The organism is Pediococcus claussenii ATCC BAA-344 (assembly GCF_000237995.1).
GTDB lineage: Bacteria > Bacillota > Bacilli > Lactobacillales > Lactobacillaceae > Pediococcus > Pediococcus claussenii.
The window spans coordinates 596,414-619,961 of record NC_016605.1; the positions used below are offsets into that span (position 1 = coordinate 596,414).

The 23,548-nt window shown below is 36.1% G+C and carries 23 protein-coding genes; 20 read left to right on the forward strand and 3 right to left on the reverse strand.

What is annotated here, in order from left to right; translation table 11 throughout:
* The first annotated feature begins 342 nt into the window (after window positions 1-342).
* The 10 genes from PECL_RS02825 to PECL_RS02875 all read left to right on the forward strand — a co-directional run bounded on the left by PECL_RS02825 (window position 343) and on the right by PECL_RS02875 (window position 7,265).
* Window positions 343-705, forward strand: coding sequence for an ArpU family phage packaging/lysis transcriptional regulator (locus PECL_RS02825; protein ID WP_014215086.1), 363 nt, complete (start codon window positions 343-345; stop codon window positions 703-705).
* A 15-nt stretch (window positions 706-720) separates the two neighbouring features.
* Entirely contained in the window at window positions 721-930 is a 210-nt protein-coding gene (locus PECL_RS02830) for a hypothetical protein (RefSeq protein ID WP_014215087.1), read from the forward strand.
* Window positions 920-1,132 (forward strand): hypothetical protein, encoded by a 213-nt coding sequence (locus PECL_RS02835; protein ID WP_041534578.1) that lies wholly within the window; start codon window positions 920-922, stop codon window positions 1,130-1,132. Before PECL_RS02830 ends, PECL_RS02835 begins: the two co-directional genes overlap by 11 nt.
* Window positions 1,132-1,476, forward strand: a complete 345-nt coding sequence (locus PECL_RS02840; RefSeq protein WP_041534579.1) for a phage head closure protein — start codon at window positions 1,132-1,134, stop codon at window positions 1,474-1,476. The genes PECL_RS02835 and PECL_RS02840 overlap by 1 nt, the downstream gene beginning before the upstream one ends.
* Window positions 1,476-1,853: an HNH endonuclease gene (locus PECL_RS02845; protein WP_014215090.1), complete on the forward strand. Its 378-nt coding sequence runs from the start codon at window positions 1,476-1,478 to the stop codon at window positions 1,851-1,853. Before PECL_RS02840 ends, PECL_RS02845 begins: the two co-directional genes overlap by 1 nt.
* Before the next feature lie 225 nt (window positions 1,854-2,078).
* Complete coding sequence (locus PECL_RS02850; RefSeq protein ID WP_014215091.1) at window positions 2,079-2,513, forward strand: phage terminase small subunit P27 family; 435 nt, start codon at window positions 2,079-2,081, stop codon at window positions 2,511-2,513.
* On the forward strand, window positions 2,510-4,219 hold the full coding sequence (locus PECL_RS02855) for a terminase large subunit (RefSeq protein ID WP_014215092.1): 1,710 nt from the start codon (window positions 2,510-2,512) through the stop codon (window positions 4,217-4,219). Before PECL_RS02850 ends, PECL_RS02855 begins: the two co-directional genes overlap by 4 nt.
* Window positions 4,220-4,373: 154 nt before the next feature.
* Window positions 4,374-5,510, forward strand: coding sequence for a phage portal protein (locus tag PECL_RS02865; RefSeq protein ID WP_014215094.1), 1,137 nt, complete (start codon window positions 4,374-4,376; stop codon window positions 5,508-5,510).
* Complete coding sequence (locus PECL_RS02870; protein WP_014215095.1) at window positions 5,485-6,996, forward strand: phage major capsid protein; 1,512 nt, start codon at window positions 5,485-5,487, stop codon at window positions 6,994-6,996. The genes PECL_RS02865 and PECL_RS02870 overlap by 26 nt, the downstream gene beginning before the upstream one ends.
* Window positions 6,996-7,265 carry a head-tail connector protein gene (locus PECL_RS02875; RefSeq protein ID WP_014215096.1) on the forward strand — a complete coding sequence of 90 codons (270 nt, stop codon included), beginning with the start codon at window positions 6,996-6,998 and terminating at the stop codon, window positions 7,263-7,265. The genes PECL_RS02870 and PECL_RS02875 overlap by 1 nt, the downstream gene beginning before the upstream one ends.
* 1,166 nt (window positions 7,266-8,431) lie before the next feature.
* Here the strand turns inward: PECL_RS02875 and PECL_RS02880 are convergent.
* Window positions 8,432-10,543 carry a membrane protein gene (locus PECL_RS02880; RefSeq protein ID WP_014215097.1) on the reverse strand — a complete coding sequence of 704 codons (2,112 nt, stop codon included), beginning with the start codon at window positions 10,541-10,543 and terminating at the stop codon, window positions 8,432-8,434.
* 335 nt (window positions 10,544-10,878) lie between these two features.
* On the opposite strand from PECL_RS02880, the gene PECL_RS09825 reads away from it, so the two are divergent.
* The 3 genes from PECL_RS09825 to PECL_RS02890 all read left to right on the forward strand — a co-directional run bounded on the left by PECL_RS09825 (window position 10,879) and on the right by PECL_RS02890 (window position 12,394).
* Window positions 10,879-11,019, forward strand: a complete 141-nt coding sequence (locus PECL_RS09825; protein ID WP_081478599.1) for a MerR family DNA-binding transcriptional regulator — start codon at window positions 10,879-10,881, stop codon at window positions 11,017-11,019.
* Window positions 11,020-11,057: 38 nt separating this feature from the next.
* Entirely contained in the window at window positions 11,058-11,288 is a 231-nt protein-coding gene (locus PECL_RS02885) for a hypothetical protein (RefSeq protein ID WP_014215098.1), read from the forward strand.
* Window positions 11,289-11,473: 185 nt separating this feature from the next.
* On the forward strand, window positions 11,474-12,394 hold the full coding sequence (locus PECL_RS02890; protein ID WP_014215099.1) for a prenyltransferase: 921 nt from the start codon (window positions 11,474-11,476) through the stop codon (window positions 12,392-12,394).
* A gap of 60 nt (window positions 12,395-12,454) precedes the next feature.
* Here the strand turns inward: PECL_RS02890 and PECL_RS02895 are convergent, their stop codons facing one another.
* Complete coding sequence (locus tag PECL_RS02895; RefSeq protein WP_014215100.1) at window positions 12,455-13,636, reverse strand: iron-containing alcohol dehydrogenase; 1,182 nt, start codon at window positions 13,634-13,636, stop codon at window positions 12,455-12,457.
* Between the two features lie 797 nt (window positions 13,637-14,433).
* Here PECL_RS02895 and PECL_RS02900 point away from each other — a divergent pair.
* The 6 genes from PECL_RS02900 (at window position 14,434) to PECL_RS02925 (ending at window position 20,552) form a co-directional block, all read left to right on the forward strand.
* On the forward strand, window positions 14,434-15,090 hold the full coding sequence (locus PECL_RS02900; protein ID WP_014215101.1) for an ABC transporter ATP-binding protein: 657 nt from the start codon (window positions 14,434-14,436) through the stop codon (window positions 15,088-15,090).
* Window positions 15,083-15,853, forward strand: coding sequence for an ABC transporter permease (locus PECL_RS02905; RefSeq protein ID WP_014215102.1), 771 nt, complete (start codon window positions 15,083-15,085; stop codon window positions 15,851-15,853). Before PECL_RS02900 ends, PECL_RS02905 begins: the two co-directional genes overlap by 8 nt.
* Window positions 15,854-16,080: 227 nt before the next feature.
* The gene (locus tag PECL_RS02910) at window positions 16,081-16,797 is read left to right on the forward strand and encodes a LysM peptidoglycan-binding domain-containing protein (protein ID WP_014215103.1); all 717 of its coding nucleotides are present in this window, start codon (window positions 16,081-16,083) and stop codon (window positions 16,795-16,797) included.
* Window positions 16,798-17,017: 220 nt separating this feature from the next.
* A complete protein-coding gene (locus PECL_RS02915; RefSeq protein WP_014215104.1) occupies window positions 17,018-17,743 on the forward strand; it encodes a response regulator transcription factor in 726 nt (241 codons plus the stop codon).
* A 3-nt stretch (window positions 17,744-17,746) separates the two neighbouring features.
* Window positions 17,747-19,180: a sensor histidine kinase gene (locus PECL_RS02920; protein ID WP_014215105.1), complete on the forward strand. Its 1,434-nt coding sequence runs from the start codon at window positions 17,747-17,749 to the stop codon at window positions 19,178-19,180.
* A gap of 202 nt (window positions 19,181-19,382) precedes the next feature.
* The gene (locus PECL_RS02925; protein WP_014215106.1) at window positions 19,383-20,552 is read left to right on the forward strand and encodes an iron-containing alcohol dehydrogenase; all 1,170 of its coding nucleotides are present in this window, start codon (window positions 19,383-19,385) and stop codon (window positions 20,550-20,552) included.
* 506 nt (window positions 20,553-21,058) lie between these two features.
* Here the strand turns inward: PECL_RS02925 and fba are convergent.
* Window positions 21,059-21,919 carry a class II fructose-1,6-bisphosphate aldolase gene (gene fba / locus PECL_RS02930; RefSeq protein ID WP_014215108.1) on the reverse strand — a complete coding sequence of 287 codons (861 nt, stop codon included), beginning with the start codon at window positions 21,917-21,919 and terminating at the stop codon, window positions 21,059-21,061.
* Between the two features lie 298 nt (window positions 21,920-22,217).
* Here fba and PECL_RS02935 point away from each other — a divergent pair, with 298 nt between their 5' ends.
* A complete protein-coding gene (locus PECL_RS02935) occupies window positions 22,218-23,087 on the forward strand; it encodes a GRP family sugar transporter (RefSeq protein WP_014215109.1) in 870 nt (289 codons plus the stop codon).
* The last annotated feature ends 461 nt before the right edge of the window (window positions 23,088-23,548 follow it).

Consider the following 23,548-nt stretch of genomic DNA (forward strand, 5'->3'; position numbering starts at 1 on the left):
ATGGATTTTATGGCTAAATCGTTGTGGCTCTAAAGAAAAGTATGGATATTTTTGTGGATATTGAATAATATTTTATGGATAATTTTGGATAAATTTCAATCCCCTATCAAGAATTAAAAGAGTACACAACCTATAAACCACACAACCATGATTGCCCCGACCAAAATTACTACTATAGTTCAACATGGTTACTACTAAGAAGTAGTCTCAAACGGTAAAAAGGTGGCTGAAAATTGAACCACTGAATAAAAAAAGACATAGCTATTAGGGCTATGTCCGCTTGTAAAACACCACATGTTCATTCAATCGATAACTAATTATACCATGATTGGCGGGTGTTTTATGGCTAAGTATGACGAAGTAGCAAGAGTTTTAAAACAAGTACCAAGGTTAAAACGTATTGCAGGTAAAAGACTTACTGATTTGCGTTCGCCTAGTCCTGATGGTATGCCACACGGCAATGGTGTTGAAGTTGATGAACGTATTATCGGTAGGTTGGACGCACAAAAAGAGTTAGAAAATATTATGTTTTGTTTATCGTTCTTACGAGACGATTACCAACAAATTTTGTTAAAGAAGTATATGACCGCTGATAAGCAGACAGATATAGCAATAGCGATGGATTTAGGAATTAGTGACGGAACATTATACCGATGGCAAAGTAAAGCACTACAAGAATTTAAAGAAGCCTATTACGGCTATTAGGAGGAATTATATATTATGAATGAATATGATAACGTGCGTGAAGCACTCAAGGACGCAATCGAATATACAGAAGTTGAATTTGGCAAGGATACTAAAGAGGGCAACGTAACACGCCCAACCACAATCAAAGATGTACAAGAACTCATACAAGAGCCATTGTATTCAATTGCTGATTTACTTGGTATGAGTGATATTTACTTGGAGGGCAAAACCAATGAAGAATAAACATACAGATAAGATGACAGAGTTATTTAAGATTAGGAATCGTGAAAGTTATCACATGCAAGAGTTAATCAAAGAGTACAAAGACAACGAGAGCAACGTTATATACATGGAGATATTGACGATTGAGGAACATCAAAAGATATTAGATGAAGAGATTCAAGAAGAAATGAATGAGCTTCAAAAGACGGAGAGTGATAGCTAATGAAGAAGTACGACATCTCACGCATGAAGCAACGGGTAGAGTTTGGGAGCTATACATCTGGCGAAAGGAACCCCAACACTGGTATGGCGAAACAAGTGTACACACCTAGCTTCTCAATGTGGTGTGGCGATTACTCAATGACAGTTAACCAATCTGTTAATGTTACAGGTCGACTAGTAGAAGCTGAACGCATGATAGTGATTCGACATAACAAACAAGTTAATGACCAGTTACTTGCCAACCTTGATGGTAAGTTATACACAATCATCTCTATCAATTCAGATGATGACTTGAATGCGTTTGATGTGCTGGCATTGAAGAACTATCGAGGCATCAAAGTCTAATGGCAAAGAAGTTTTGTAATCATGCTGGTTGCCGTGCGCTGGTGGCATTGAACGTTAAATACTGCGAGAAACATCAGAAACAAGCTAATTCAGATACTTACCATCACAGACGCTACGAGCAGGGTAGAGACCAGTTTGAAGCATTCTACCGTACTAGTGCTTGGAAAAAGATGAGCAGACAAATGTTAATAAGAAGTCCAATTTGTAAGCTTTGTTATCAAGAGGGAGTAATCAGAAAGGCGGATATCGTTGACCACATTACTCCAATTCGTGAAGATTGGTCTAGGCGGTTAGATTGGGACAATATGCAAACTTTATGCATATATCATCATAACCAAAAGACGAACATTGAAAATCAACGAAGAATTAAAAAATAAAATCTAATCGTTCATGAATGCTGTTAAATTAACAATGGGGGCGCATAAAATTTAAGTGAAGACCGACACAAAACTTTTCGCTGAATTGAAATCCGAAGTATAAAGCAGTTATTTTATACACAAAGTCCGCTATATTAATGTATAATTATGCAAAAGATGAATAAATAAATGAAAGGAGTGTATAGCTGTTTTGATGGAACTTGATAAAGATAAAATTAATTGTTCATGCCACACATTGACGTGTTAAATGATCGGTCAGACGCAAAAGAAGCGCTAGAAAACTATCCAAAGCTCACTACGAAGCCACCTAAAAACATGACAGGAACGGCATCACACAACTGCAATAGAATAGTGCCACTTTTGAAAAAGAACACTAGCGTTAGTGAATTAGATTTCAGAACGATTGAAATTTATTGCAACGCTGTCGCCATGTATGAAAAATCACAGAACCTCATTACTACCCGTGGCTTAGTCATTACCACTAAGACAGGAGTTCAGAAAGCTAATCCGTATTTAGCAACTCAAAATGAATCAGTTGACCGCATTAATAAATGTGCGAAAGAGTTAGGCTTAACCATTTCATCACGTGCCAGGATTGAAGTGGCTAGGGCAAAGAAGAAACACAAATTAAATGATAAATTTGAGGCGATTCTTGAATGATTGATTCAGTTAAAGAGTATTGCCTTGATGTATTAGCTAATAAGATTGTGGCTGGTCAAAAGATTAAACAAGCTTGCCAAAGACATTTAGACGATTTGGAAAAACAAAGTAGTAAAGAATTTCCATACTATTTTGATATTGGACAAGCCGAAAAAGCTATTAAATTAATTGAGATGTTACCAAAAACCGATGGCACAAGTTTAAAAATGCTTCCGTTTCAAAAGTTTATTGTTGGCTCCCTTTACGGGTGGCGAGAAGACGGAACGGGTTACCGAAGATTTAGACAGGCTTATATTTCAATGGCACGTAAGAACGGTAAGACGTTTTTAGCTAGTGGTATGGCAGTTAATACATTACTTGGCGAAAAGTTACCAGCAAAAAACCGGCAAATTATGTTTGTCGCCAACTCATCAGGGCAGGCACATTTAGGCTATGACATGTTGTCTAGCTCACTTAATCAGATTAGAAAACAATCTAAGTACATTCGCGACCGAGTGAAAGTTCAGAAACAGGCGATTACTGATTTGAATAGTGATAGTAAGGCGGTTGTGTTGGCTTCCGATACCAAGTCGCTAGATGGTATGGCTGGTACATTGATTGTCTATGATGAATTTCACAAGAGCAAAACTAGAGAAGTTTACAATGTCATGAAATCAGGGCAAGTTAAAGAACCTAATGCGTTGCTTACTATTATTTCTACCTCTGGTTTAGATTTAAATGTACCAATGTATCAAGAATATCAAACGCTATCAAAAGTGTTAGCGGGCAAAAGCAAAGCCGACCAGTATTTTGTAGCAATTTGGGAGTTAGATGATAAAGAAGAAGTTTTTGAACAATCAAAATGGGAGAAAGCTAACCCACTATTTGGTGATGAAGATGTTAGAAAACAAATGACTACTAGCATTCAAAGCGATGTAGATTTAGCCGTTGAACAAGGCAATTTAACGCCTGTTCTGGTTAAAAATTTTAATATGTGGGAACAAGCTAGGTCAGATAGCTATATCGCTGTGGAAGATTGGAACAAAGGACTTAGTAGTGAGTTGGATATTCATAACCGTGATGTGTATTTTGGGGTTGATTTGTCTAAGAGTTCAGACTTGACGGCGGTTAGTTGGTTGATTCCTACACAAAATGGCAGATTCTACGTTGATTCACATGCCTTTGTAGCCACCAAATATGGCTTAGACCATAAGATAAAGACTGATGGCATAGATTACCGTTCACTAGAACGCAAGGGCGAATGTTCAATTACCAAGCTTGAAAGTGGTGTGATTGATTACGATGATGTGTTTAACTTCATGCGGGAAATGGTCGGTAAATATAACTTGGTTGTAAAAGGCGTTTGCTATGACCCCTGGTCTTTTGATTATTTATTACCCGACTTTGAAAAAGCAGGTTACCCATTAATTGAAATTAGACAAGGCGTTAAAACTTTGGGGATTCCTACCAAGCGATTTAAGGAAGAACTTATTAAGGGTAATATCAAACATTCAGATAACAAGCTGTTAGCGTTTAACGTTAACAATGCCATTTTAAAATATGACATTAATAACAACCCCATGATTGATAAGGCGAAAGCTTCAAACAAGATTGATGAAGTAGGTGCCTTGATGAATGCTTATACAGCGGGTATGAACTATTTTGACGAACAGGAGGCAAGTAAGGCAAACAATGAATTTTATGAAAGTGAAGAATTTTCTTTCTAAATATATTCAAACGCTTCTGCTGTTGATAGGGCTAATAGCAACTACGGCGGGTGTGTGGCTAATATTTAGTTATAAAGTTGGCATAATCATGATTGGAATAGTGTTTGTTTTACTGGCATTCATGATTAATCAAGAAAAGAAGGGAGGTTAATAAATGGCATTTTTTATAGGAAATAGCAATACAAGTCCTGAACCAGATAGTGACACCGCATTTTTGGACGCTTTAGTGAGTTATTCTAGTGACAATGATAGTAATTATGTTGGTGCTGGTGCTTTGCGTAACGCTGATGTGTTCACAGCAATTAAAATCATTGCCAGTGACATAGCTAGTAACCCACTGGAAAACAATGACCCTACCCGTGTAAATATTTTGAATGTGAAACCTAATTCAGTTATGAATGGTTTTAATTTCAAGTTTGCCCTGGCATGTAACTTGCTTTTGAATGGGAATGCGTTCGCAGAAGTTGTGATGAATGGTAATCGGTTGAGAAGTTTGGAATTTCTACCAAACAATAAAGTGACCGTAACTCAAGATGATGTGAGTGGTCGAGTAGCTTATTACTACCAACAAACTAATGTGAAACGGCGTCAGATTGCGTCTAGTAACATATTGCATTTTAAATATTTTACGCAAGACGGCGTAACTGGCATTAGTCCGCTGTTTGCACTAAAAGACCAGTTACAAATTCAGAAGTCGGGTAATGGAATGTTGAGAGGCTTCTTTCAAAGTGGTGTAAATGGTACTTCGATATTGAAAGTACACAAAAGTGATTTATCTAAGGAAGCAAAAGATAATATCAGAAACAAGTTTGAAGAAAGTAACAGCGGAAACAATGCATTAAGAACGGTTGTTCTTGATGATTCAATGGACTTATCAAATTTGACTGTCAACACTGATGTATTGAAACTTGTGAACGGTAATGACTGGAGCACACGCCAAATTGCGGAAGTATTTGGGATACCACCAGAACGGTTAGGCGTGGAGAATGAACATTCTAGTAACGAACAATCTAACATACTTTATTTACAAAATTCATTAGGTCACTACTTCGATGTATTTACTAGTGAATTAAATAATAAGTTGGCTGGTGTATATACATTCAATACTGATAGGCTATTCAGTTCAGACCCTAAGACTAACCAAGATTTAGCTGTAGAGGCTTACCAGGGTGGAGTACTTACCAGAAATGAAGCAAGAACACGTTTAGGAATGAATACAGTCGCAGACGGCGACACATTTTATACAAAGGAGAGTGATTTGAATAATGGAAGACCGCAGATTAACGATTGAAGCGGAGTTAAGGGCTGATGAACCAGAGGCAGAAACTCCCGAAGATAATACAGACACACAAGAAAATTCAGATACAACTAATAATAAAGATGATAGCAAGGACGGTAAGACCGTCTCCGGCTATGCTATGGTTTGGAATACACCAAGTAAACCTCTGAAAGACGGGGACACTTCATTTACTGAAATTATCACGCCAGAGGCATTAAGTGGCACAGATTTAAGTAACGTTATTTTGCTATCTAATCATGATTACAGCGAGCCTCTAGCAAGTGTTAAGGCGGGTACTTTGAAACTAGAAACTGATGATAAAGGGCTTCACTTTGAAGCTACTTTACCTAATACCACTGCTGCTAATGATACCTATGAAAATATCAAGGCTGGTAATATTGATTCAGCAAGTTTCAGGTTTAGTAATGTTGATGACAGTTGGGAAAAAGATGACGCAGGCAATATCACAAGAACGATTAATCAGATTAGAGATTTATTTGAAATTTCGACTGTAACAGTTCCTGCTTATGATGATACAAATGTGGCAGTTGATACCCGTAGCTATGAAAAATTTATGAATAAAGAAAATGAGGAAAGTAAACATATGGAAAATACAATTATTGAAAACACAGAAGAAGCAACAGAAACACGTTCATTTGAAGATTATATTAGAAGCAATGGGGAAACTCGTGACGGTTTAACCACTGATGGTAATAAACCAATTATCCCAAGTGAAGTTATTACACCGATTTTTGAATATAAACAAAATAAGGCTAATTTAGGTCAGTACGTAACAGTTAAGACGGTTTCAACTGGAGCAGGTATTTACCCAATTTCAGTTAATAATAACGCTACATTGGCTACTAAGGCAGAGCTTGCACAGATTGCTGATGTTGATAGTGGTATCACAGGGGTAGAGTTCAAAGTAGTAACCCGTGCTGGTAAAATCTTCTTATCACAAGAAATTATTGATGATTCAGCCATTCCAATCGTTTCAGAAGTTCAAGCACAGTTGCAGAAATTAGTTAACAATACCGACAACACTAACATTGTGGCATTACTTAAAAAGGCAACTAAGAAAGCAGTAACCAGCTTGGACGATGTTAAGACTACATTTAATGTTGATTTAGACCCCGCTTTGAATAAGTCAGTGGTTACTAACCAAGGTGGTTTCAATTATCTTGACCAACTCAAGGACAACGAGGGGCGTTATATGTTACAAGCTGACCCTACAAGCCCTACAGGTAAATCATTATTCGGTGCTCCAATTATTGTGGTTCCAAGTGTTCTATTACCAGATGAAACAGCAGGCTCATCATTCCCAATGTTTGTAGGGGACTTAGAACAATACATTGCCTTGTTCAAACGTAATCAAGTATCTGTAAACTGGCAACAATTCGACAGCTATTCAAGTGGTCTTGCGGTAGTTGTTCGTAACGATTATGAAGTGATTGACGCTAATGCCATGGTTTACTTAACTATTGGGGCTGGTAAGTAATGAGTGTTACCGTAGACGACATTAAACGTAGTCTAAGAATTGATTTAACTGATGATGATGAGATGATTCAGACCTACATTAATACAGCAAATCAATATGTATTAGACGCTGTGGGCGGTCAAACAGATATTACCAAGTTTGAACAATATGACTTTGCGGTTAGTCTATTAACACAATTCTGGTATGCAAATCGTAATATAGATATGAAAGAAACTCCCTATCAAGTTGTATCAATGATTCAACAATTACGAGGGAAAACGTTACTTTAATCGAAAAAAATATATACATTTGATATATAATATAGACATAAATAAATTTATATTTATTTGTCCTCGGTTCAGGTATTTATAAAGTGGACACCTGATTAATTCGATTGTAGAGGACATTGCTTTTTGCCCTGATGGTAACTAGCGTTGTAATTCATTTAACATGTTAATATCTTAGTCATAACTCCAGGACAAAGCACATTACGCTACCCCTGGAGTTTTTTGTTATAATGAGAGTACAAAAAAAGGAGTTGCCCCGCTTGCTGGGTCTCCTTTTTAAGTGTTTTGTGTATGATTACTTGCTAAGTAAAGTCAGTAAGGTATACCATACTAATGAAGACAATAGGTTAATGCACACTGGCAAAGCTATCACTTCAAAAAAACGTTTGATGTGTTTCATGGAGGAGTTACCTCCTTTCAGTAACCATTCCTTTGGGGTAAAGGTATCATGTTACTGTTTTATATTATACAGGTAAATTTAACAATTAATATAGATTGTATAATGCTACAAATTGTTGTACCATAATTGTAGATGTGTTTCGGAGGAATTGCCTCCATAGTGCTAAATAGGGGTATTTAGTACGTAGTTGTGTCGTTGGGTGTTGTCGGGGTCGTTGACAACACTTTTTTTGTACATAAAAACCACTAACGGTTATGCCAGTGGTCTAATTATTGCCCTGTAAGATGGTTAAAAATAAAACTGAAAAAGAATTGAAAGTTAAGTGACTTAGTCAAAAACTTAGTCAAAGTGATTTATAGGTTCGCCAATGCCTACGTAACAGCGGTTGTAGGGTGTAAAATACAAACCCCGCCGACTCCATTTTTAATAATTTATCCCGTTGTATACAGCGTTAAAACGTTGATATGACGGGATTTTTTATTCTTATTGAATAGCTAAAATGGCCTGTAATTCGATAACCATATTTGTAGTTAGCCCTGTCTTGAGCCACGTTATGATTCGTTATTGCTACCAAAAAAGCAACCAATCTCCGAATAAGAGAAGGTTGCTTTTTTTGACATATATTAGCAGGTAACCAGCAAGTGCCTGTTTTTAATAATTCTAACCAGTATAAAGGATGATTTACTCAGTTAAAAAATTTATTTTAACTGAGCATTAAACACTACAAATATGATTCGTGTTTTTTTCAACTAACTAATCTAATTGGTGGTTATAACTCAATTGTGTTAGTTAATCGTGATTTCGTTCTGCGTGGTGCTGGGTCCCACCAAATGAACAACAGAATTATCAATAAAAACAAGGATAAATTACGGACCACTGTAGACGTTGAAGTCAGTGTAAAGGACATTGCCTGATTTGAAAAATAGGCGGTTCGATGAAAAATATTATAAACATACCAACAGATAATTGGCTCTCTACGAGGGAGTATTTTCCCTGTCTTTAGAGAATAATTAGCTGAACCGCTCGCATATTTAACCGGATGTTTACTATTGTTTTTGATAGTTACATCGAGAGCCTTTACACGCGTATTTTGATAGTGGATGTTTTTAATCAGATTAGCTTTATTTTTAATTTTGTTAAGTACAAATCCATTAGATTTAACGGTAATCGTAACTGGTTCCTTTGATCTTGAATTTAAAACTAGTTTATTAGTCTCCAGTTCAGGCAATGGAACTATAAATTTATAGGTACTATTAGGTTTTATGGTTATACTTTGGGGAGAAAAGTATTGTCCATCTCCTTGCTGTGCGATTAGTTTGGATCCAATTATAGTTTGCGAATTTGTTTGAAGAATATACATGCCACTTATAAACATACCAAATATTATCAAACTACTAAGAACTAGGCGTTTTTTAGCGTTACGCAAATGAAGCTTTGCCATGTTTGTCCATCCTGCACAGCCAAGTACCATTAGTATTGGTAGCAGGGGAAGTGAATAACGTGGCTCAACTTCCCATATAAAAACGTGAAAAGTAGTTAAACCAAGTACCATTAGACTGAACAGAGACGTCGAAATCAAGTGCTTTTTTTGCTTGAAAAGTTGCCAAACACAGCCGACTAACAGGGCTATGTACCAGCACTGAGCGAGTAAAAGTAGCCAGAACTTATAACTTTGTTGTTGGTTTAAGTACCAATTGGGCGCTTTAATCCATTGGGGAATTAAGTTAATGGCATCAAAATCACCATGACTTAAAAATACACCAAGTTTTTTAGAGAAATGGAAGGCTAAACCGAATGGTCCCATGTCAGTGACACGGTTTTTGATCAATGTCTTGGTAAATTCTTTTTTTTGAGCCTGCGTTTTGAGTCGTCGAACGGCGTCAAAATCAACGCCGGCATATTGACCTTGTTTTTGGGGATTAAGACTCATGGCGATCCAACTTGTGACGGGTGTTGCTTCATTGATGTTAGGAGAATACCCTCTATTTGTGGCCCCAATGGATGTCAACTTAAAGCATAGTAATAACATTATGATACAGCCCAATAACCATTTTAAAGCTAATTTCCAGTTAATTCTTTTGATACAAATAGCTCCAATTAAGGCCATTACGACAGCAATAAAAAATGTTATCATGTTACTTTTCATCACGATGGAAAAGCCAAGTAATACCCAAGTTCCAAGGCCAGCTAACCAACGGACAGAACCCTGCCTTTTAATAAATAGATAGGCTAAAGCTACCAAGTTTAAGCCTATTGGCATTATAAGTGGGTCGTTGTAATCAAAAAGTCCGTAAGCGTATATTGGTATACTAAACAGCCAGGTTAACATAAGAAATAGAGCACCCGGACGCCAACGCCTCCATTGTTTTAAAATGAAAAGTCCGGACACCAATCCGGTATCGATCCAGATAAATCTTAGAATATTTAATAAAACCCATGGATTGGGAATACCTAATTTTAAAGTGGTTTTTAGGATCATTGCCTCAAATAAAGCCGAATTAACATTATTTGGATAGATTCTAAAGTAGCTTGGCCAACTGTGACTTCCTGTAGCTAACGCAATGGCTTGGTTACGTACAAATGAAACATCGGCCCTAGCAACTGCAACAAAATGAAACGATGTCCATAATTGAGCTCCAATGATTAATACCCCAATAATATATAGTAAATATTTATATATGGATTGATGTCCTATTGTGGTTATTTTATGTATACCGTTTATTATTATTAATAATCCAATTGTAAAAATTATGACTGCGATTGGTTTTGCCCAGTCTTCTGTGTCAAAAAAACTAGCTGGCATTAAACTGGCTAGTAACATAACTGATAGCAACAAGACAGCTGTTATCCAGTTAAACCCGATCAATATTCTTTTCCCCATAGTTCCCCCGTGATATTTATGTAGTAATAACTTTTATATATTTATTTTAAAACACTAAAAAATTGAAAAAAAGTATGGATAAATGAAAGAAAAATGAGCTTTTTTCAGAATTTTGTGATGTAAAAATCGTTATAAAAGGTTTGCAAAGCACATAATAATATTTTAACGTAATACAGTGTAAAATCCTAAAGTGTTTTTTAGAAAATTGGCAAATAATTGTTCGAGACGTTTGACCACCAAAATAGTATGTCCAAATCACCCAATTTAATATGGCAATAAGCGTTTGAATTGAACAACCAAAGCAATTATTAATTGTATAGAAAGGAACTTTGAATATGAAAAGCAGTGAAGTTTCTAAACTCCTTAATATTTCAATTGATACTTTGAGATATTATGAAAAAATTGGTATTATTCCAACTGTTTCACGAGATAAAAATGGATATCGTGACTATCAAACCACTGATTACTTCAACTAAATATTATTGTTTTATCAAAATCGACTAGTCCAGTTCGCATGCAACAAAATTTGAATGTTTTTGATTTTGAACTCTCTGGCGATGATATGGAAACTATCACTGGCTTGGAAAATGGGACACAAATAATGAATTTTGATGATGAAAAAATAGTGAAGCGTTGGACTAGACTGATTCCGTTATTGAATGGGGCAATTAATATTGCTTCTTCACGAATTACGCGGCCTTTATTTTTATCGTCGTTAAGATTATTTAATCGTAATCAGCACTGATTTAAAAAATAGGATGTAACCACTTAATAGTTAAATCAAAAAATTACGATTTTGAAGGATGCTATGTTGCTATTCAAACTAACTAAATAATATTTTTCTTGCTAAGCGTTTCAACCCTGTATACAATCAAAGAGAAGCTGTGAGTTATTACAACGGCACAATATACATAAAAGGGAAGAGATACAATGGTTTCAAAGTGGTTAAAATGGCCAGTTTTTGTTGAACTGACTGAAATTTATACTGCACCTTTGAATGTTTTATGGTTCATTTTAGGTGCTGCAACATCACAATTTTTATATAAGACATACGATTTTTGGAATGTATTATTATGTCTTATATGCGTTTTTATTTTCGATCTTGCTGTAAATGTTGCGGATAATTATTTTGATTATTTACACGCAAATGATGAGGAATTTAAACAAACTGTTAACCCATTGGGAAGGTTGAAGTTGCCAATTGCAGGTGTACGTAATTTAACAATTGTATTATTTGTAATTTCGGTTATTCCTGGAGCGTTATTGTTATGGCGGGTAGGTCCAACTCTAATAGTCTTTGGATTGATTGGCTATTTGATTGGAATATTTTATACAGCGGGATCCAAGCCGATTAATGCAACACCATTTGCCGAGTTAATTGTTGCGTTATCCATTTCGTTTTTTATTCAATTAACATGTGTTTTTATTAGTATTCACGGTGTTGTTCCGTTCACACTTGGTGTCATTGGGAAAACATTTCTGATAGCATTACCGCAAACATTAATTTTTTATAGTTTGCAATTAGCAAATAATACCGTTGATTTGGATGAAGATATAAAAAACGATCGTCATACCTTACCTTACTTTATTGGTAAGAAACATTCTTTTCAGTTGATTAAAGTTTTAATCGCAATTGGAATTGTTTGGCCAATTATTAATATTTTATTGGGACTTTCTCCATTGGTTGTGATTTTAAGTTGTCTATCGTTTTTCCCCATTCGGAAGGGTTCACATCCTTTCTTTACAAATCCAGACAAAAAAACAACTTACTTACCATTCATCAAAAGTAATTCACTGTTCTTTATTTTGTACACGTTACTTTATGCAATTGGAACATGGTTGCACTTATAATTTTCCACAAAAAAAGGCTGAGATAATTAATTCTCAGCCTTTTTTGTATATTTGTGTTAATTACATTGATGCGCGGTAAATTGAAATTGCGTCTTCTTTATGAACTGGAACGTAAGCGACTTTATCAAGTGCACTGCTTTTAATGGCACCTTCGGCCATTGCTTCAAAGTTTGTTTCGTCTTTAATGTCTACGCCAGGAAGGGTCATCGGGAATCCAAGTGAACTAATCCAATCGTAAGTAGTCTTAATTGCTGCTTGTGCAACCTCGGTGTCGTCCTTTCCCTGAATGTTCCATACTTGGCGACCAAACTGTGCGAAGCGTGCAACAGTTTTTGGTTCAGTCGCGATTACCCAGTCCATCCAACGTGGAGTTAAAATTCCGAGACCAACGCCATGTGTAATGTCGTAATAAGCAGAAAGCTCATGTTCAAGACCGTGAACGGTCCAGCCACCTTCATTACCTGATCGAACGATGCCATTTAACGCCATAGTAGCAGTCCACATAAGGTTAGCACGAGCATCATAGTTTTCAGGCTCTTTGAGAGCAACTGGAGCCCATTTAATAACCGAGCGCATTAAACCTTCGATCATACCGCTTGATGCATCATTTGTTGTTGTATGGTTAAAGTATTGTTCGATTAAATGACTCATAATATCCATAGAACCAGCTGCCGTTTGCCATTTTGAAACAGTGTACGTCAGTGTAGGATCTAAAAATGAAATAGCAGGTGAGTTAGGACCTGAAGTTCCAAGCTTTTGATGAGTTTCCGGATTAGAAATTACAGAACCAAAATTCATTTCTGTACCAGTGGCTGATAACGTTAAGATATCTACGAGAGGTACTTGATCTAGCTTCATTCGGTCGGCTCCGTTAGCCTGAACTACTAAGTCCCAAGGATCTGAGTCATAGAATTTAGCAGAAGCAATTACCTTACTAGCATCAATAACGGATCCACCACCAACTGCAAGAATTACATCAATATCGTTTTCTTTTGCAAGTTTTTGGCCCTCTCGAATAGAGTTAATCTTGGGATTGGGCTCAATCCCTGATAATTCGGTAATTTGAAGGTCAGCGAGTTGGTCAATAACGCGATCATATAGACCGGATTTTTTAATTGATTGACCGCCGTATACTAAGAGGACTTTATCTCCAAATTGAGCTACCGCATCGTGAATTTCATTATCGATTCGGTCAGTACCAAAGCGAATTTCAGTAGAGTTTTTGTAAGTAAAATTTTCCATATTAATTCCTCCATTTTTTATGTCATTAATTGGTGACCAAGTTAATTAAATCACAAAGAAAACTAATAGCAACTACTTTAGTTTAATTATTTAGATTCACAGTGAATATGACAATTTATTTATAAACCAGAACAAATGCTAATCAAGTAAATAAGTGTTGCGGTTTGTACATATTAGATAAGCACAAGTAAAGGCGACATTTTACTAAGTAAGGACGGGGCATGATAAGTATTACTAACTAGTAAACAACAGATGTTTTTTACATAAAACTTAGGTTATCTATTCCTATAGGCAATTTTATCGTTCAGTTTCTGCATTTAATTTCTTATATCTCAGTCCCGATACAAATGACATGTTGTAGTTGACCAAATCCAGAATTAGTAATAGTGGGGTTTTAAAAGTTCATTTTAATGCAATTCGGTCGGAACTAAATTGAGCTAAGTACATGCGCATATACTATAGATAGTTTTTGATTGCTAATGCCAGATGATTTATGTATTAAGTTGCCATAGAATCCACTTATTACAGGAATTACGGAGTAGGTTGTTCTTTAATCGGAAAATTAAATCCAATTTTTAAACTGAACCGCTAGTGATTCCAATATATGGGCCCTGCTCATTGTCAAAAATATTAGTTCGTGTTTGTGATCAACCTGCCTTTGAAATGGTGATTACAAAATAAAATTTTACGAAAAATAGACTTCAATATATATTTTTAACAAGGTCAAATAGTTTTTATTTGAATATTGAATAGTTTACAATTGATCTAAACAAGAAATAATAAATGGAGAGATTAACATGAATACGATCTTAGAATTAAAAAAGGTTGGATACCAGATCCACAATAAACAAATACTTAATAATATAAATATGAATATTAAAGAAGGGGAGCATTGGACCTTGGTTGGCCCGTCAGGAGCAGGTAAAACAACTATTTTGATGTTGATGGCACAAATGATTTCTCCAACGGCTGGTGAAATTATGTTTAAGAGTCAAGATATAAAAACTTTTCCTCCGACAGATTATCGAAGAAGCGTTTCGTATTGTTTTCAACAACCAACACTATTTGGCAAGACAGTTCGCGATAATCTTGAATTTCCTTTTCAAATTAGAAAGCAAGATGTTGATGTAGCACGAATGGAAGAATTACTGGAACTTGTAAACTTGCCAAAGTCTTATCTTGAAAATACTGTGAATGAGCTTTCAGGTGGGGAAAAACAGCGTATTGCTCTCATCAGAAACTTGATGATTAGACCTGATATTATTTTATTAGATGAAGTAACAACAGGATTAGATGCGGAAAATAAAGAAATTGTTCATAATTTAATTGAATCTTTTCATCATAATAATGGAACAATTGTGCAAATAACACATGATGAAGGAGAGATTAAGGGTGCTTCTAAAATTTTTGAATTAAAAAAAATTACTGATAAAGCGGGTGACAAACATGAATAATGCGGTAAATGTTAACAATATTAGTTTGATTTTTGCAGGGATGTTAGTGGTTATTGCACTGATAATTGGATGGCATCAAAAACTTGGTATTAATAAAGACATGATTATTGGTGTAATAAGAGCATGTGTTCAGTTAACAATTGTAGGGTTTGTACTTAAATATATATTTAGCGTCAATAATACTTTTCTTACTATTGCAATGATATTAGTGATTATTTTCAATGCTGCCTATAACGCAACTAAGCGTGGAAGCGGAATTCCTAAGATTTTTTGGTCATCGTTCTGGGCAATACTACTGAGTACCTCTGTCACTTTAAGTGGGTTGGTTCTTTCCGGAGCAATCAAGTTCATTCCATCTCAAATGATTCCGATTTCTGGGATGATTGCAAGCAATTCGATGGTGGCTGTTGGATTATGTTACAGAAATATGCTGACCCTTTTTAGAGATCAGAGGCAGCAAGTGCTTGAGAGACTTGCCTTAGGTGCAAGTGCACATGATTCAGCTATCTCAATTGTTAGGGAGTGTGTAAAAACTGGGATGCAACCAACAATTGATGCATCAAAAACATATGGGATTGTAAGTCTACCTGGGATGATGACGGGATTGATTTTTGCTGGAGTCGATCCAGTATATGCGATTAAATACCAAATTATGGTAGTTTTCATGTTATTATCTGCAACATCTTTGGCCTCAGTAAGTGCAAGTTATATTGCATATCGGCGTTTTTTCAACGCCAGATTGCAGCTTCAAGAGGCAAAATAGGTCATTTTTAAATTTAAATATTTCAATTTAAAAAAAATGCTAAAAAAATAAATTCCCAGTGTAGCACTACTTTAGGAGGAGTTTATTACAAAATATTACACATTTTTACACAAAATTCGCTTTTTTTGGAGAATCCAAAATATCTCTGTAACATGCGGGGTGTAAAGTTTATCCCTGTTAAGAAATATAAGATATTGTTTTTACAAAAAAAGGAGATATTTTTAAATATGACAATTAAGAGTAAATTTTCAAAACTTTCTATCGCATTACTTTCAACTGCTACAATGGGTGCTGCACTTATCGCTAACACAGGTAATGCCAATGCGGACGAAATTTACACTGTTAAGTCAGGTGATACACTTTCAGCTATCAGTGCAAAGTTTGGCTTAGACGGTTATCAAGGTCTTGCCACAGCTAACAAAATTAAAGATGTTAATGTAATTTACGTAGGTCAAAAATTAGTTGTAACCGATAACGGAAGCATCAAGCAAGCTACTTCATCAGAAGTTAAGTCACTTCCAGAAGTAAGCAAGAATGCTAATGCTGAAGGTACAACAACAAACGCTACTGCTACTCAAAGCAATGCTACAAGTAGCTCAGCAACTTCAACAAATACAACAACAAACGCTGCTCCTGCACCAAAGGCAGCTACAACAAACACTTCAGCTTCAACAAGTAACGCTTCAACAAGTAACGTTGGCGGTTCAGTATCATCTGTAGCTGCTGCAATGGCTGCTAAGACTGGTACATCTGCTGCTACATGGCAACGTATTATCATGCGTGAATCTGGTGGTAACGCTAATATTGCTAACTCATCATCAGGTGCATATGGTTACTTCCAATTATTAGGTCATGGTGAACATTCTGGTATGTCAGCTGCTGAACAAGTAAATATGGCTGCTCAAGTATACAATGCTCAAGGTATGGCTGCTTGGGGTGAATAATCTCTTAGCTTAATTCTAAAAAGTCTCGGTTAATCCGAGGCTTTTTTTGTCTCTTAAAAAGCATTTTAAAATAAAAAAATTGCGATGTGGATCGTTTGGTGCTCATTGATTAGTTGATCCCAATAAAAATCTGCCAATATTATTAGTGAAAACTATTTTATAAAGTAAATTAGAGGTAAATGCTATATAATTAATATTGGGGGAAGCACGGAGGGATACTATGAAAATATTAATGATCGAAGATAATAAATCAGTGTCAGATATGATGGCAATGTTTTTTAAAAAAGAAAAATGGGCTGCAACTTTTGCCTACGATGGGAATTCGGGGGTGGACATTTTCAAGGAGGATCCCGACGGATGGGATATTGTTACTTTGGATTTGAATCTTCCTGGTAAAGATGGGATGGAAGTTAGTGCTGAATTAAGACGTATTTCACAAACGGTTCCGATTATAATGCTGACGGCGCGTGACTCTGAAAGTGACCAAGTTCTCGGATTAGAAATGGGGGCCGATGATTATGTGACAAAGCCTTTTAGTCCAATTACATTAATTGCTCGTATTAAAGCCTTACATCGTCGTGTTCAAATGGGACAAAAGTCTATGAACGATGAGACCGTTGAAGGCAATAAATATGATGTAAGAACTGATCATTTTCGTTTGAGTTCTTCAACACGCGAGGCATATTTGAATGATAAACTAATTCCAGATTTGACACCAAAGGAATTTGATTTATTGAAAGTTATAGCACAGAAGCCACGACAAGTATTTTCACGTGAGCAACTGTTACAAATGGTTTGGGATTACGAATATTATGGAGATGAACGAACTGTTGATGCACATATTAAAAAATTACGTCAAAAAATTGAAGCTGTTGGACCTCAGATTGTGCAAACAGTTTGGGGAGTCGGCTATAAATTTGATGATAGTAAGGCAAATGAGAGCTAGACCATGAAGCTTATTTATCAAGAAATGATCGGATTTATGGTTGTTATTGTATCAACCTTGATTGTGTTGGGTGTCATTTTTATAAATTTCTCCAGTAGTATGGTTTATCGCAATAAGTGGAGTCAGCTAGAGGGCTATGCAAATAGTCTTTACCAGCAGACTACAGTATTGGATTCTGCCACTGGAAATATTCAAAATTTTAAAATTTCTGAGTTGCAAAGTAATGAAAAACTATTGCAGCAGCAACAAGTGCACTTTACAATTATTGGACCTAACAATACAATTGCATATCCTCAACAAAATGTTGCGCCTCACATTGTTAAGGCCCAGTGGGAGCGTTTAAAAAAAGGAAAAATCATTACAAGTAAATCCGATATAAGAGCGGATGAGGCCGGCGACGAGATTTCGATGACTGATATATTGAAACCCTATTTTAATAAACAACACAAATTGATTTGTGTTGTTTCGGTTGGTTCCCCGGTTGCTAATATCAAATCTGATATTCAAGAAATACGAAAAAACTTGTATATTGCATTTGCACTTTCGTCAATTGTTGCATTGATTACTTCGTTTCTTATTGCAAGGTATATTTCTAATCGAATCAAGCAAATTCAATCTGCTGCTCACAGAGTTGCGGATGGTGATTTTGATGTTGAAATTCCTATTCAGGGGACGGATGAAATTGGTGATTTGAGTAATGACTTTAATCGGATGACTAACTCGCTTAAAGAATATGATGATGAAGTTAAACGTCAGGAGATCCGGCGGCGAGAGTTTATGGCAGATGCCGCTCATGAAATGAGAACGCCGTTGACGACGATTAATGGGATTTTAGAGGGAATTCAATATGGAGCATTGCCTGAGGATAGTAAGGATGAGAGCCTTGAACTGATGCAAAAAGAAACAAAGCGGTTGATTAGAATTGTAAATGACAATTTGGATTATGAGCGAATTCGAACCAATCGAGTAGTATTAGATCGTAAAAGGGTCGATGTGAATGAAATTGTAAGTCGAATTGTTAATCAACTAGATACTAAAGCAAAACAGGCTAATGATGTTATTGAAAAAGATTTGAACTCGAATGTGACGGCGTATGCTGATTATGATCGACTTGTTCAAATTATTTTCAACCTTGTTCAAAATGCCGTTCAATTTACTAGTGATGGGCACATTAAGGTTCATACCGCAATGGCAGATAATCATACGATAATTACAGTTGAAGATGACGGTATTGGAATGTCGGAAGAACAAATTAAGAACATTTGGGAACGTTACTACAAGGCTGATGCATCACGTATCCAAACTAAAGGTGAGTCAGGATTAGGGATGGCAATAACTCACCAATTAGTTTTGGCACATGGTGGTAGTATCGATGTTAAAAGCAGGCTAAATAAGGGAACCAAATTCATCATCACCTTACCTAACAAGCCCAAATAGCGTGAGCAAAGGTAATTGAATTTCTAGAAAATGAATAAACTTAGAATTTAACGAACTGTAACGAGCTACAAGCGTTGCAGTTTTTTGCTATTGTGACTAATTTTCAAATATTTTCTTATTTTATGAAAGCGCTTCAAAATTCGATAAAAAAGTATTATACTTAGTTGAATCAAAGAAATATATTTAAGAGGGGAAGATTGTAATGGAGCGTAGTTATGATTTTTTAATGCCTAGTGTTAACTTTTTTGGGCCTGGAGTTATTAAAAAAGTTGGGGAACGTGCTAAAACACTTGGCATGAAGAAGCCAATTATTGTTACCGATAAATTTTTGGAAGGGCTTGATGGCGGTGCTGTTCAGCAAGCTACAGATTCGCTGAAAAAGGCCGGCATTGATTTTGTTATTTATAACGGGGTAGAACCAAATCCTAAGGTTAGAAATATTCAGGAAGTTAAAAAACTTTATCAAGAATCCGGAGCCGATTCCTTAATTACAATCGGTGGTGGATCAGCTCACGATACCGGAAAAGGTGCTGGTATTATTTTAACAAATGGTGATGATATTACTAAATTAGCCGGAATTGAAACACTTGATAATCCATTGCCACCGTTAATTGCTGTAAATACTACGGCCGGAACAGGGTCCGAATTAACACGACATGCAGTTATTACAAATGAGGAAACACATTTAAAATTTGTTGTAGTTTCTTGGCGTAATATTCCGCTAGTTTCATTCAACGATCCAACTTTGATGTTGGACGTTCCAAAGTCGCTCACTGCAGCAACTGGAATGGATGCTTTTGTACAAGCAATTGAACCATATGTTTCGGTGGATCATAACCCAATTACAGATTCACAATGCATTGAAGCAATTAAATTAATTGAAACCTCATTGCGTGAAGCTGTTGCTAATGGTCATAACTTAGAAGCGCGTACTAAGATGGTTGAAGCGGAGATGTTAGCTGGTATGGCTTTTAATAATGCCAACCTTGGCTACGTTCACGCAATGGCACATCAATTAGGCGGACAATATGACGCACCGCACGGGGTTTGCTGTGCACTGTTACTCCCATATGTTGAGAAATTTAATTTAATTGCAGATCCACAACGTTTTGCGGATTTGGCAACGTTTATGGGTGAAAATACTGAAGGACTTTCGACGCGTGATGCGGCAGAATTGTCAATTAAGGCAATGAAGCAAATGTCTGAAGATGTTGGTATTCCACGTTCGATCAAGGAAATTGGCGCTAAACCAGAAGACTTTGAATTAATGGCTGAAAATGCGCTGAAGGATGGGAATGCATTTTCTAATCCTCGTAAGGGAACTAAAGAAGATATTATTAAGATTTTCCAAGCTGCTTATGATGCTGAATAGTTTATATAAGTGTAGTAAGTTTCCTCTAATGTTTTATTAGTGTTTAAAAAATAGTTTCGAATATTGCGTGGAACATGGTGCGCACAACTCCGAGCCTCGAAAAACCATCGAGTCGCACAGCTTGGCGTTGTTGTAACGACTTTCAGTTGCAACAACAATCTCACCATTGACGCATATTCGAAACTATTTTTTGTATCCTTATTTTCTTCTTTGGTACTTGAATTCTTTTGGAACTATTTAAAAAGTAGGTATGTAGTGTAGATCTGGAGGGAATAATTTTATTAGCGGGAGAGGGGAAGAAGGTGCTCAGAGTTGTACGCATCATGTTCTACGCAATATTTAGAACTGCTTCTTCAGAAACAAATAAAGAAATAGAAAGCTAACATAACAGTCAATGTAAAATATTTAGATTCTCCAACAACAGTTAACGAAGAACCAATATTTCCAAACAAAAAAAGAGTAACGACCGAAGTCATTACTCTTTTCAAATTGATAAGCAATTAAGATTATAGTGAAGGTGTACCGAACCATTCGATACGTTCCTTAACAGTGTTCTTGATAGCTTCTGTACCTGGTGCAAGAACTTTACGAGGGTCAAATCCCTTGTCTTCTTTGTCCTTGTCGGCTTCGAAGTATGCACGAACAGCTTTTGCCCAAGCAATTTGTTGTTCAGTATTAACGTTAACTTTTGAAATACCCATTGAAATAGCCTTAACGATTTGTTCCTTAGGAATACCAGAACCACCGTGAAGTACAAGAGGTGTCTTAACAACGTCAGCAATTTCTTGGAGACGATCGAAGTTCAAACCTTTCCAGTTAGCTGGGTAAACACCATGGATGTTACCAATACCAACAGCAAGGTAATCAACGCCAGTAGCAGCAAGTGTCTTAGCTTCTTCAACGTCAGCTAATTCACCTTCACCGATAATACCGTCTTCTTCTCCACCAATTGAACCAACTTCTGCTTCAACTGAAATTCCCTTTGCATGAGCTAAAGCAACAACTTCTTTAGTCTTTTCAAGGTTTTCGTCGAATGGAAGATCATGACCATCAAACATAACTGAATTGTATCCAGCAGCGATTGCTTCTTTAGCTGCTTCGTAGTTACCATGGTCTAAATGCATGATAACTGGAACTGTGATGTTCATTGATTCGATTTCGTTTTCAACTAAGGTCTTAACAACTTTGTAGCCGCCCATGTACTTAGCAGCACCCATTGATGATTGGATCAATACTGGTGTGTTTGTTTCTTGACCTGCAGCCAAGATAGCACGTGTCCATTCAAGATTGTTAGTGTTAAAAGCACCAACAGCGTAATGACCCTTGCGAGCAGCAGCAAAAGTCTCTGTACCATTAATTAATGTCATAATTCTGGTTCCTCCCAAAAATATATTGCAATACAAATAGTATTGGTTTTCCGCAACATGTCCATTCTAACACACATTAATATGTTTTTTACAGAAAATTTGAAAAAGATATAGACCAATTATTTTAAAAGCGCTTAATTAATGAATAATAGGGCGAATTTTAAACGGTTAATAGCATATATCAATTCTTATTTAATGAATTAGGGTTGTAAAAGCCCTACCATAACTGTTAAAATTACTTTTTGTCTGTAAGAGAGACTAGAATAATAAACGTATATTTATAGTAGGAGAATTGATTATGAGTATTTTAATTGCCTTAGTACCCGCAATTATGTGGGGGAGTATCGGCCTTGTTAGTGGTCGATTAGGAGGAAGTGCGCCTCAACAAACAATGGGGATGACAATGGGTGCGGTTGTATTTGCTCTTGTCACATTAGTAATTTATCACCCAACTCTGGATGGTAAGATTTGGATTGCAGGTTTGATTTCAGGATTGTTTTGGGCCGTTGGTCAGTTTAACCAATTCACTTCTATGAAACATATTGGGGTCTCAAAGACTGTGCCAATCTCAACTGGACTTCAGTTAGCTGGGAACGCCTTAGCGGGAGTTTTGATTTGGCATGAGTGGACATCCGGTCATATGATCGTTGTTGGAACAATTGCTGTAATTGCTTTGATCATTGGTGCGGTATTTACATCATTGAGAGATAAGACCGATACAGCTGCTCAGAATAAAAATGAGAATATGTCAGCAGGAATTAGAGCATTAGCAATTTCAACTTTTGGTTACATTGGGTATACTTTGGTAGTGCGTTTTGCCAATGTTGACGCTAAAGCTATTATTTTTCCACAGGCGATTGGTATGTTGATTGGTGCTTTCTTGTTTGTCCTTGCTTCAAAGGAACAGTCTCAGATTCTAAAACGTCCAACGTTTATGAATATTATTACTGGCTTAATTTGGGGAATTGGAAATATTTTCATGTTCATGGCGATTCCGGAGGTTGGACTAGCAATTAGTTATTCTCTAGCTCAAGCCGGTATTGTTATCTCAACATTTGGTAGTATTTGGCTATTAGGGGAGCACAAAACGCATCGTGAAATGCAGTATGTAATTCTCGGATCGGTCCTAATTATTGTTGGATCAACATTGCTAGCAACTTTAAAGTAATTTCAATAAATATTATTAATTAATCGTACCTCGTTGTATATAAAATAGTTGTGTAATAAGTTCTAGAAGATAAATAACAATTAAGGTTTTAATCATAAAATGATTAAAACCTTTTTTTGAAGCTATAATTGATGAACGTTTTTTTGTATAGGACTATTATTGTACGGATGTGCAGATTACGGCATTTTTCTATATAGGGGCGCCTAAGAACAGTTTGATCTTGATTTGGCGGGGATATTAAGTACAACTTACTTGTGCTTTTGGAGATGGTTTGCACGGTTTTTAAACATAAGAGGATAGTTAAACAATTATTTAAAAATAAAACGATATTATATCTTGGTGTAGTTCTGTAAGCAGAAAAAAATTCAGCGTATTGAACTATTTTTCGCTGTTGGATCAGCTTAGATAAGTTAAATTATTACCGCACTTACTTAGGTTTTGTTATATAATTAGGTCCATCA

What these genes read in the sequence shown, in the direction of transcription:
- PECL_RS02825 (WP_014215086.1), top strand. Translation starts at nt 343, where the DNA reads ATGGCTAAGTATGACGAAGTAGCAAGAGTTTTAAAACAAGTACCAAGG.
- PECL_RS02830 (WP_014215087.1), top strand. Translation starts at nt 721, where the DNA reads ATGAATGAATATGATAACGTGCGTGAAGCACTCAAGGACGCAATCGAA.
- PECL_RS02835 (WP_041534578.1), top strand. Translation starts at nt 920, where the DNA reads ATGAAGAATAAACATACAGATAAGATGACAGAGTTATTTAAGATTAGG.
- PECL_RS02840 (WP_041534579.1), top strand. Translation starts at nt 1,132, where the DNA reads ATGAAGAAGTACGACATCTCACGCATGAAGCAACGGGTAGAGTTTGGG.
- PECL_RS02845 (WP_014215090.1), top strand. Translation starts at nt 1,476, where the DNA reads ATGGCAAAGAAGTTTTGTAATCATGCTGGTTGCCGTGCGCTGGTGGCA.
- PECL_RS02850 (WP_014215091.1), top strand. Translation starts at nt 2,079, where the DNA reads ATGCCACACATTGACGTGTTAAATGATCGGTCAGACGCAAAAGAAGCG.
- PECL_RS02855 (WP_014215092.1), top strand. Translation starts at nt 2,510, where the DNA reads ATGATTGATTCAGTTAAAGAGTATTGCCTTGATGTATTAGCTAATAAG.
- PECL_RS02865 (WP_014215094.1), top strand. Translation starts at nt 4,374, where the DNA reads ATGGCATTTTTTATAGGAAATAGCAATACAAGTCCTGAACCAGATAGT.
- PECL_RS02870 (WP_014215095.1), top strand. Translation starts at nt 5,485, where the DNA reads ATGGAAGACCGCAGATTAACGATTGAAGCGGAGTTAAGGGCTGATGAA.
- PECL_RS02875 (WP_014215096.1), top strand. Translation starts at nt 6,996, where the DNA reads ATGAGTGTTACCGTAGACGACATTAAACGTAGTCTAAGAATTGATTTA.
- PECL_RS02880 (WP_014215097.1), bottom strand. Translation starts at nt 10,543, where the DNA reads ATGGGGAAAAGAATATTGATCGGGTTTAACTGGATAACAGCTGTCTTG.
- PECL_RS09825 (WP_081478599.1), top strand. Translation starts at nt 10,879, where the DNA reads ATGAAAAGCAGTGAAGTTTCTAAACTCCTTAATATTTCAATTGATACT.
- PECL_RS02885 (WP_014215098.1), top strand. Translation starts at nt 11,058, where the DNA reads ATGCAACAAAATTTGAATGTTTTTGATTTTGAACTCTCTGGCGATGAT.
- PECL_RS02890 (WP_014215099.1), top strand. Translation starts at nt 11,474, where the DNA reads ATGGTTTCAAAGTGGTTAAAATGGCCAGTTTTTGTTGAACTGACTGAA.
- PECL_RS02895 (WP_014215100.1), bottom strand. Translation starts at nt 13,636, where the DNA reads ATGGAAAATTTTACTTACAAAAACTCTACTGAAATTCGCTTTGGTACT.
- PECL_RS02900 (WP_014215101.1), top strand. Translation starts at nt 14,434, where the DNA reads ATGAATACGATCTTAGAATTAAAAAAGGTTGGATACCAGATCCACAAT.
- PECL_RS02905 (WP_014215102.1), top strand. Translation starts at nt 15,083, where the DNA reads ATGAATAATGCGGTAAATGTTAACAATATTAGTTTGATTTTTGCAGGG.
- PECL_RS02910 (WP_014215103.1), top strand. Translation starts at nt 16,081, where the DNA reads ATGACAATTAAGAGTAAATTTTCAAAACTTTCTATCGCATTACTTTCA.
- PECL_RS02915 (WP_014215104.1), top strand. Translation starts at nt 17,018, where the DNA reads ATGAAAATATTAATGATCGAAGATAATAAATCAGTGTCAGATATGATG.
- PECL_RS02920 (WP_014215105.1), top strand. Translation starts at nt 17,747, where the DNA reads ATGAAGCTTATTTATCAAGAAATGATCGGATTTATGGTTGTTATTGTA.
- PECL_RS02925 (WP_014215106.1), top strand. Translation starts at nt 19,383, where the DNA reads ATGGAGCGTAGTTATGATTTTTTAATGCCTAGTGTTAACTTTTTTGGG.
- fba (WP_014215108.1), bottom strand. Translation starts at nt 21,919, where the DNA reads ATGACATTAATTAATGGTACAGAGACTTTTGCTGCTGCTCGCAAGGGT.
- PECL_RS02935 (WP_014215109.1), top strand. Translation starts at nt 22,218, where the DNA reads ATGAGTATTTTAATTGCCTTAGTACCCGCAATTATGTGGGGGAGTATC.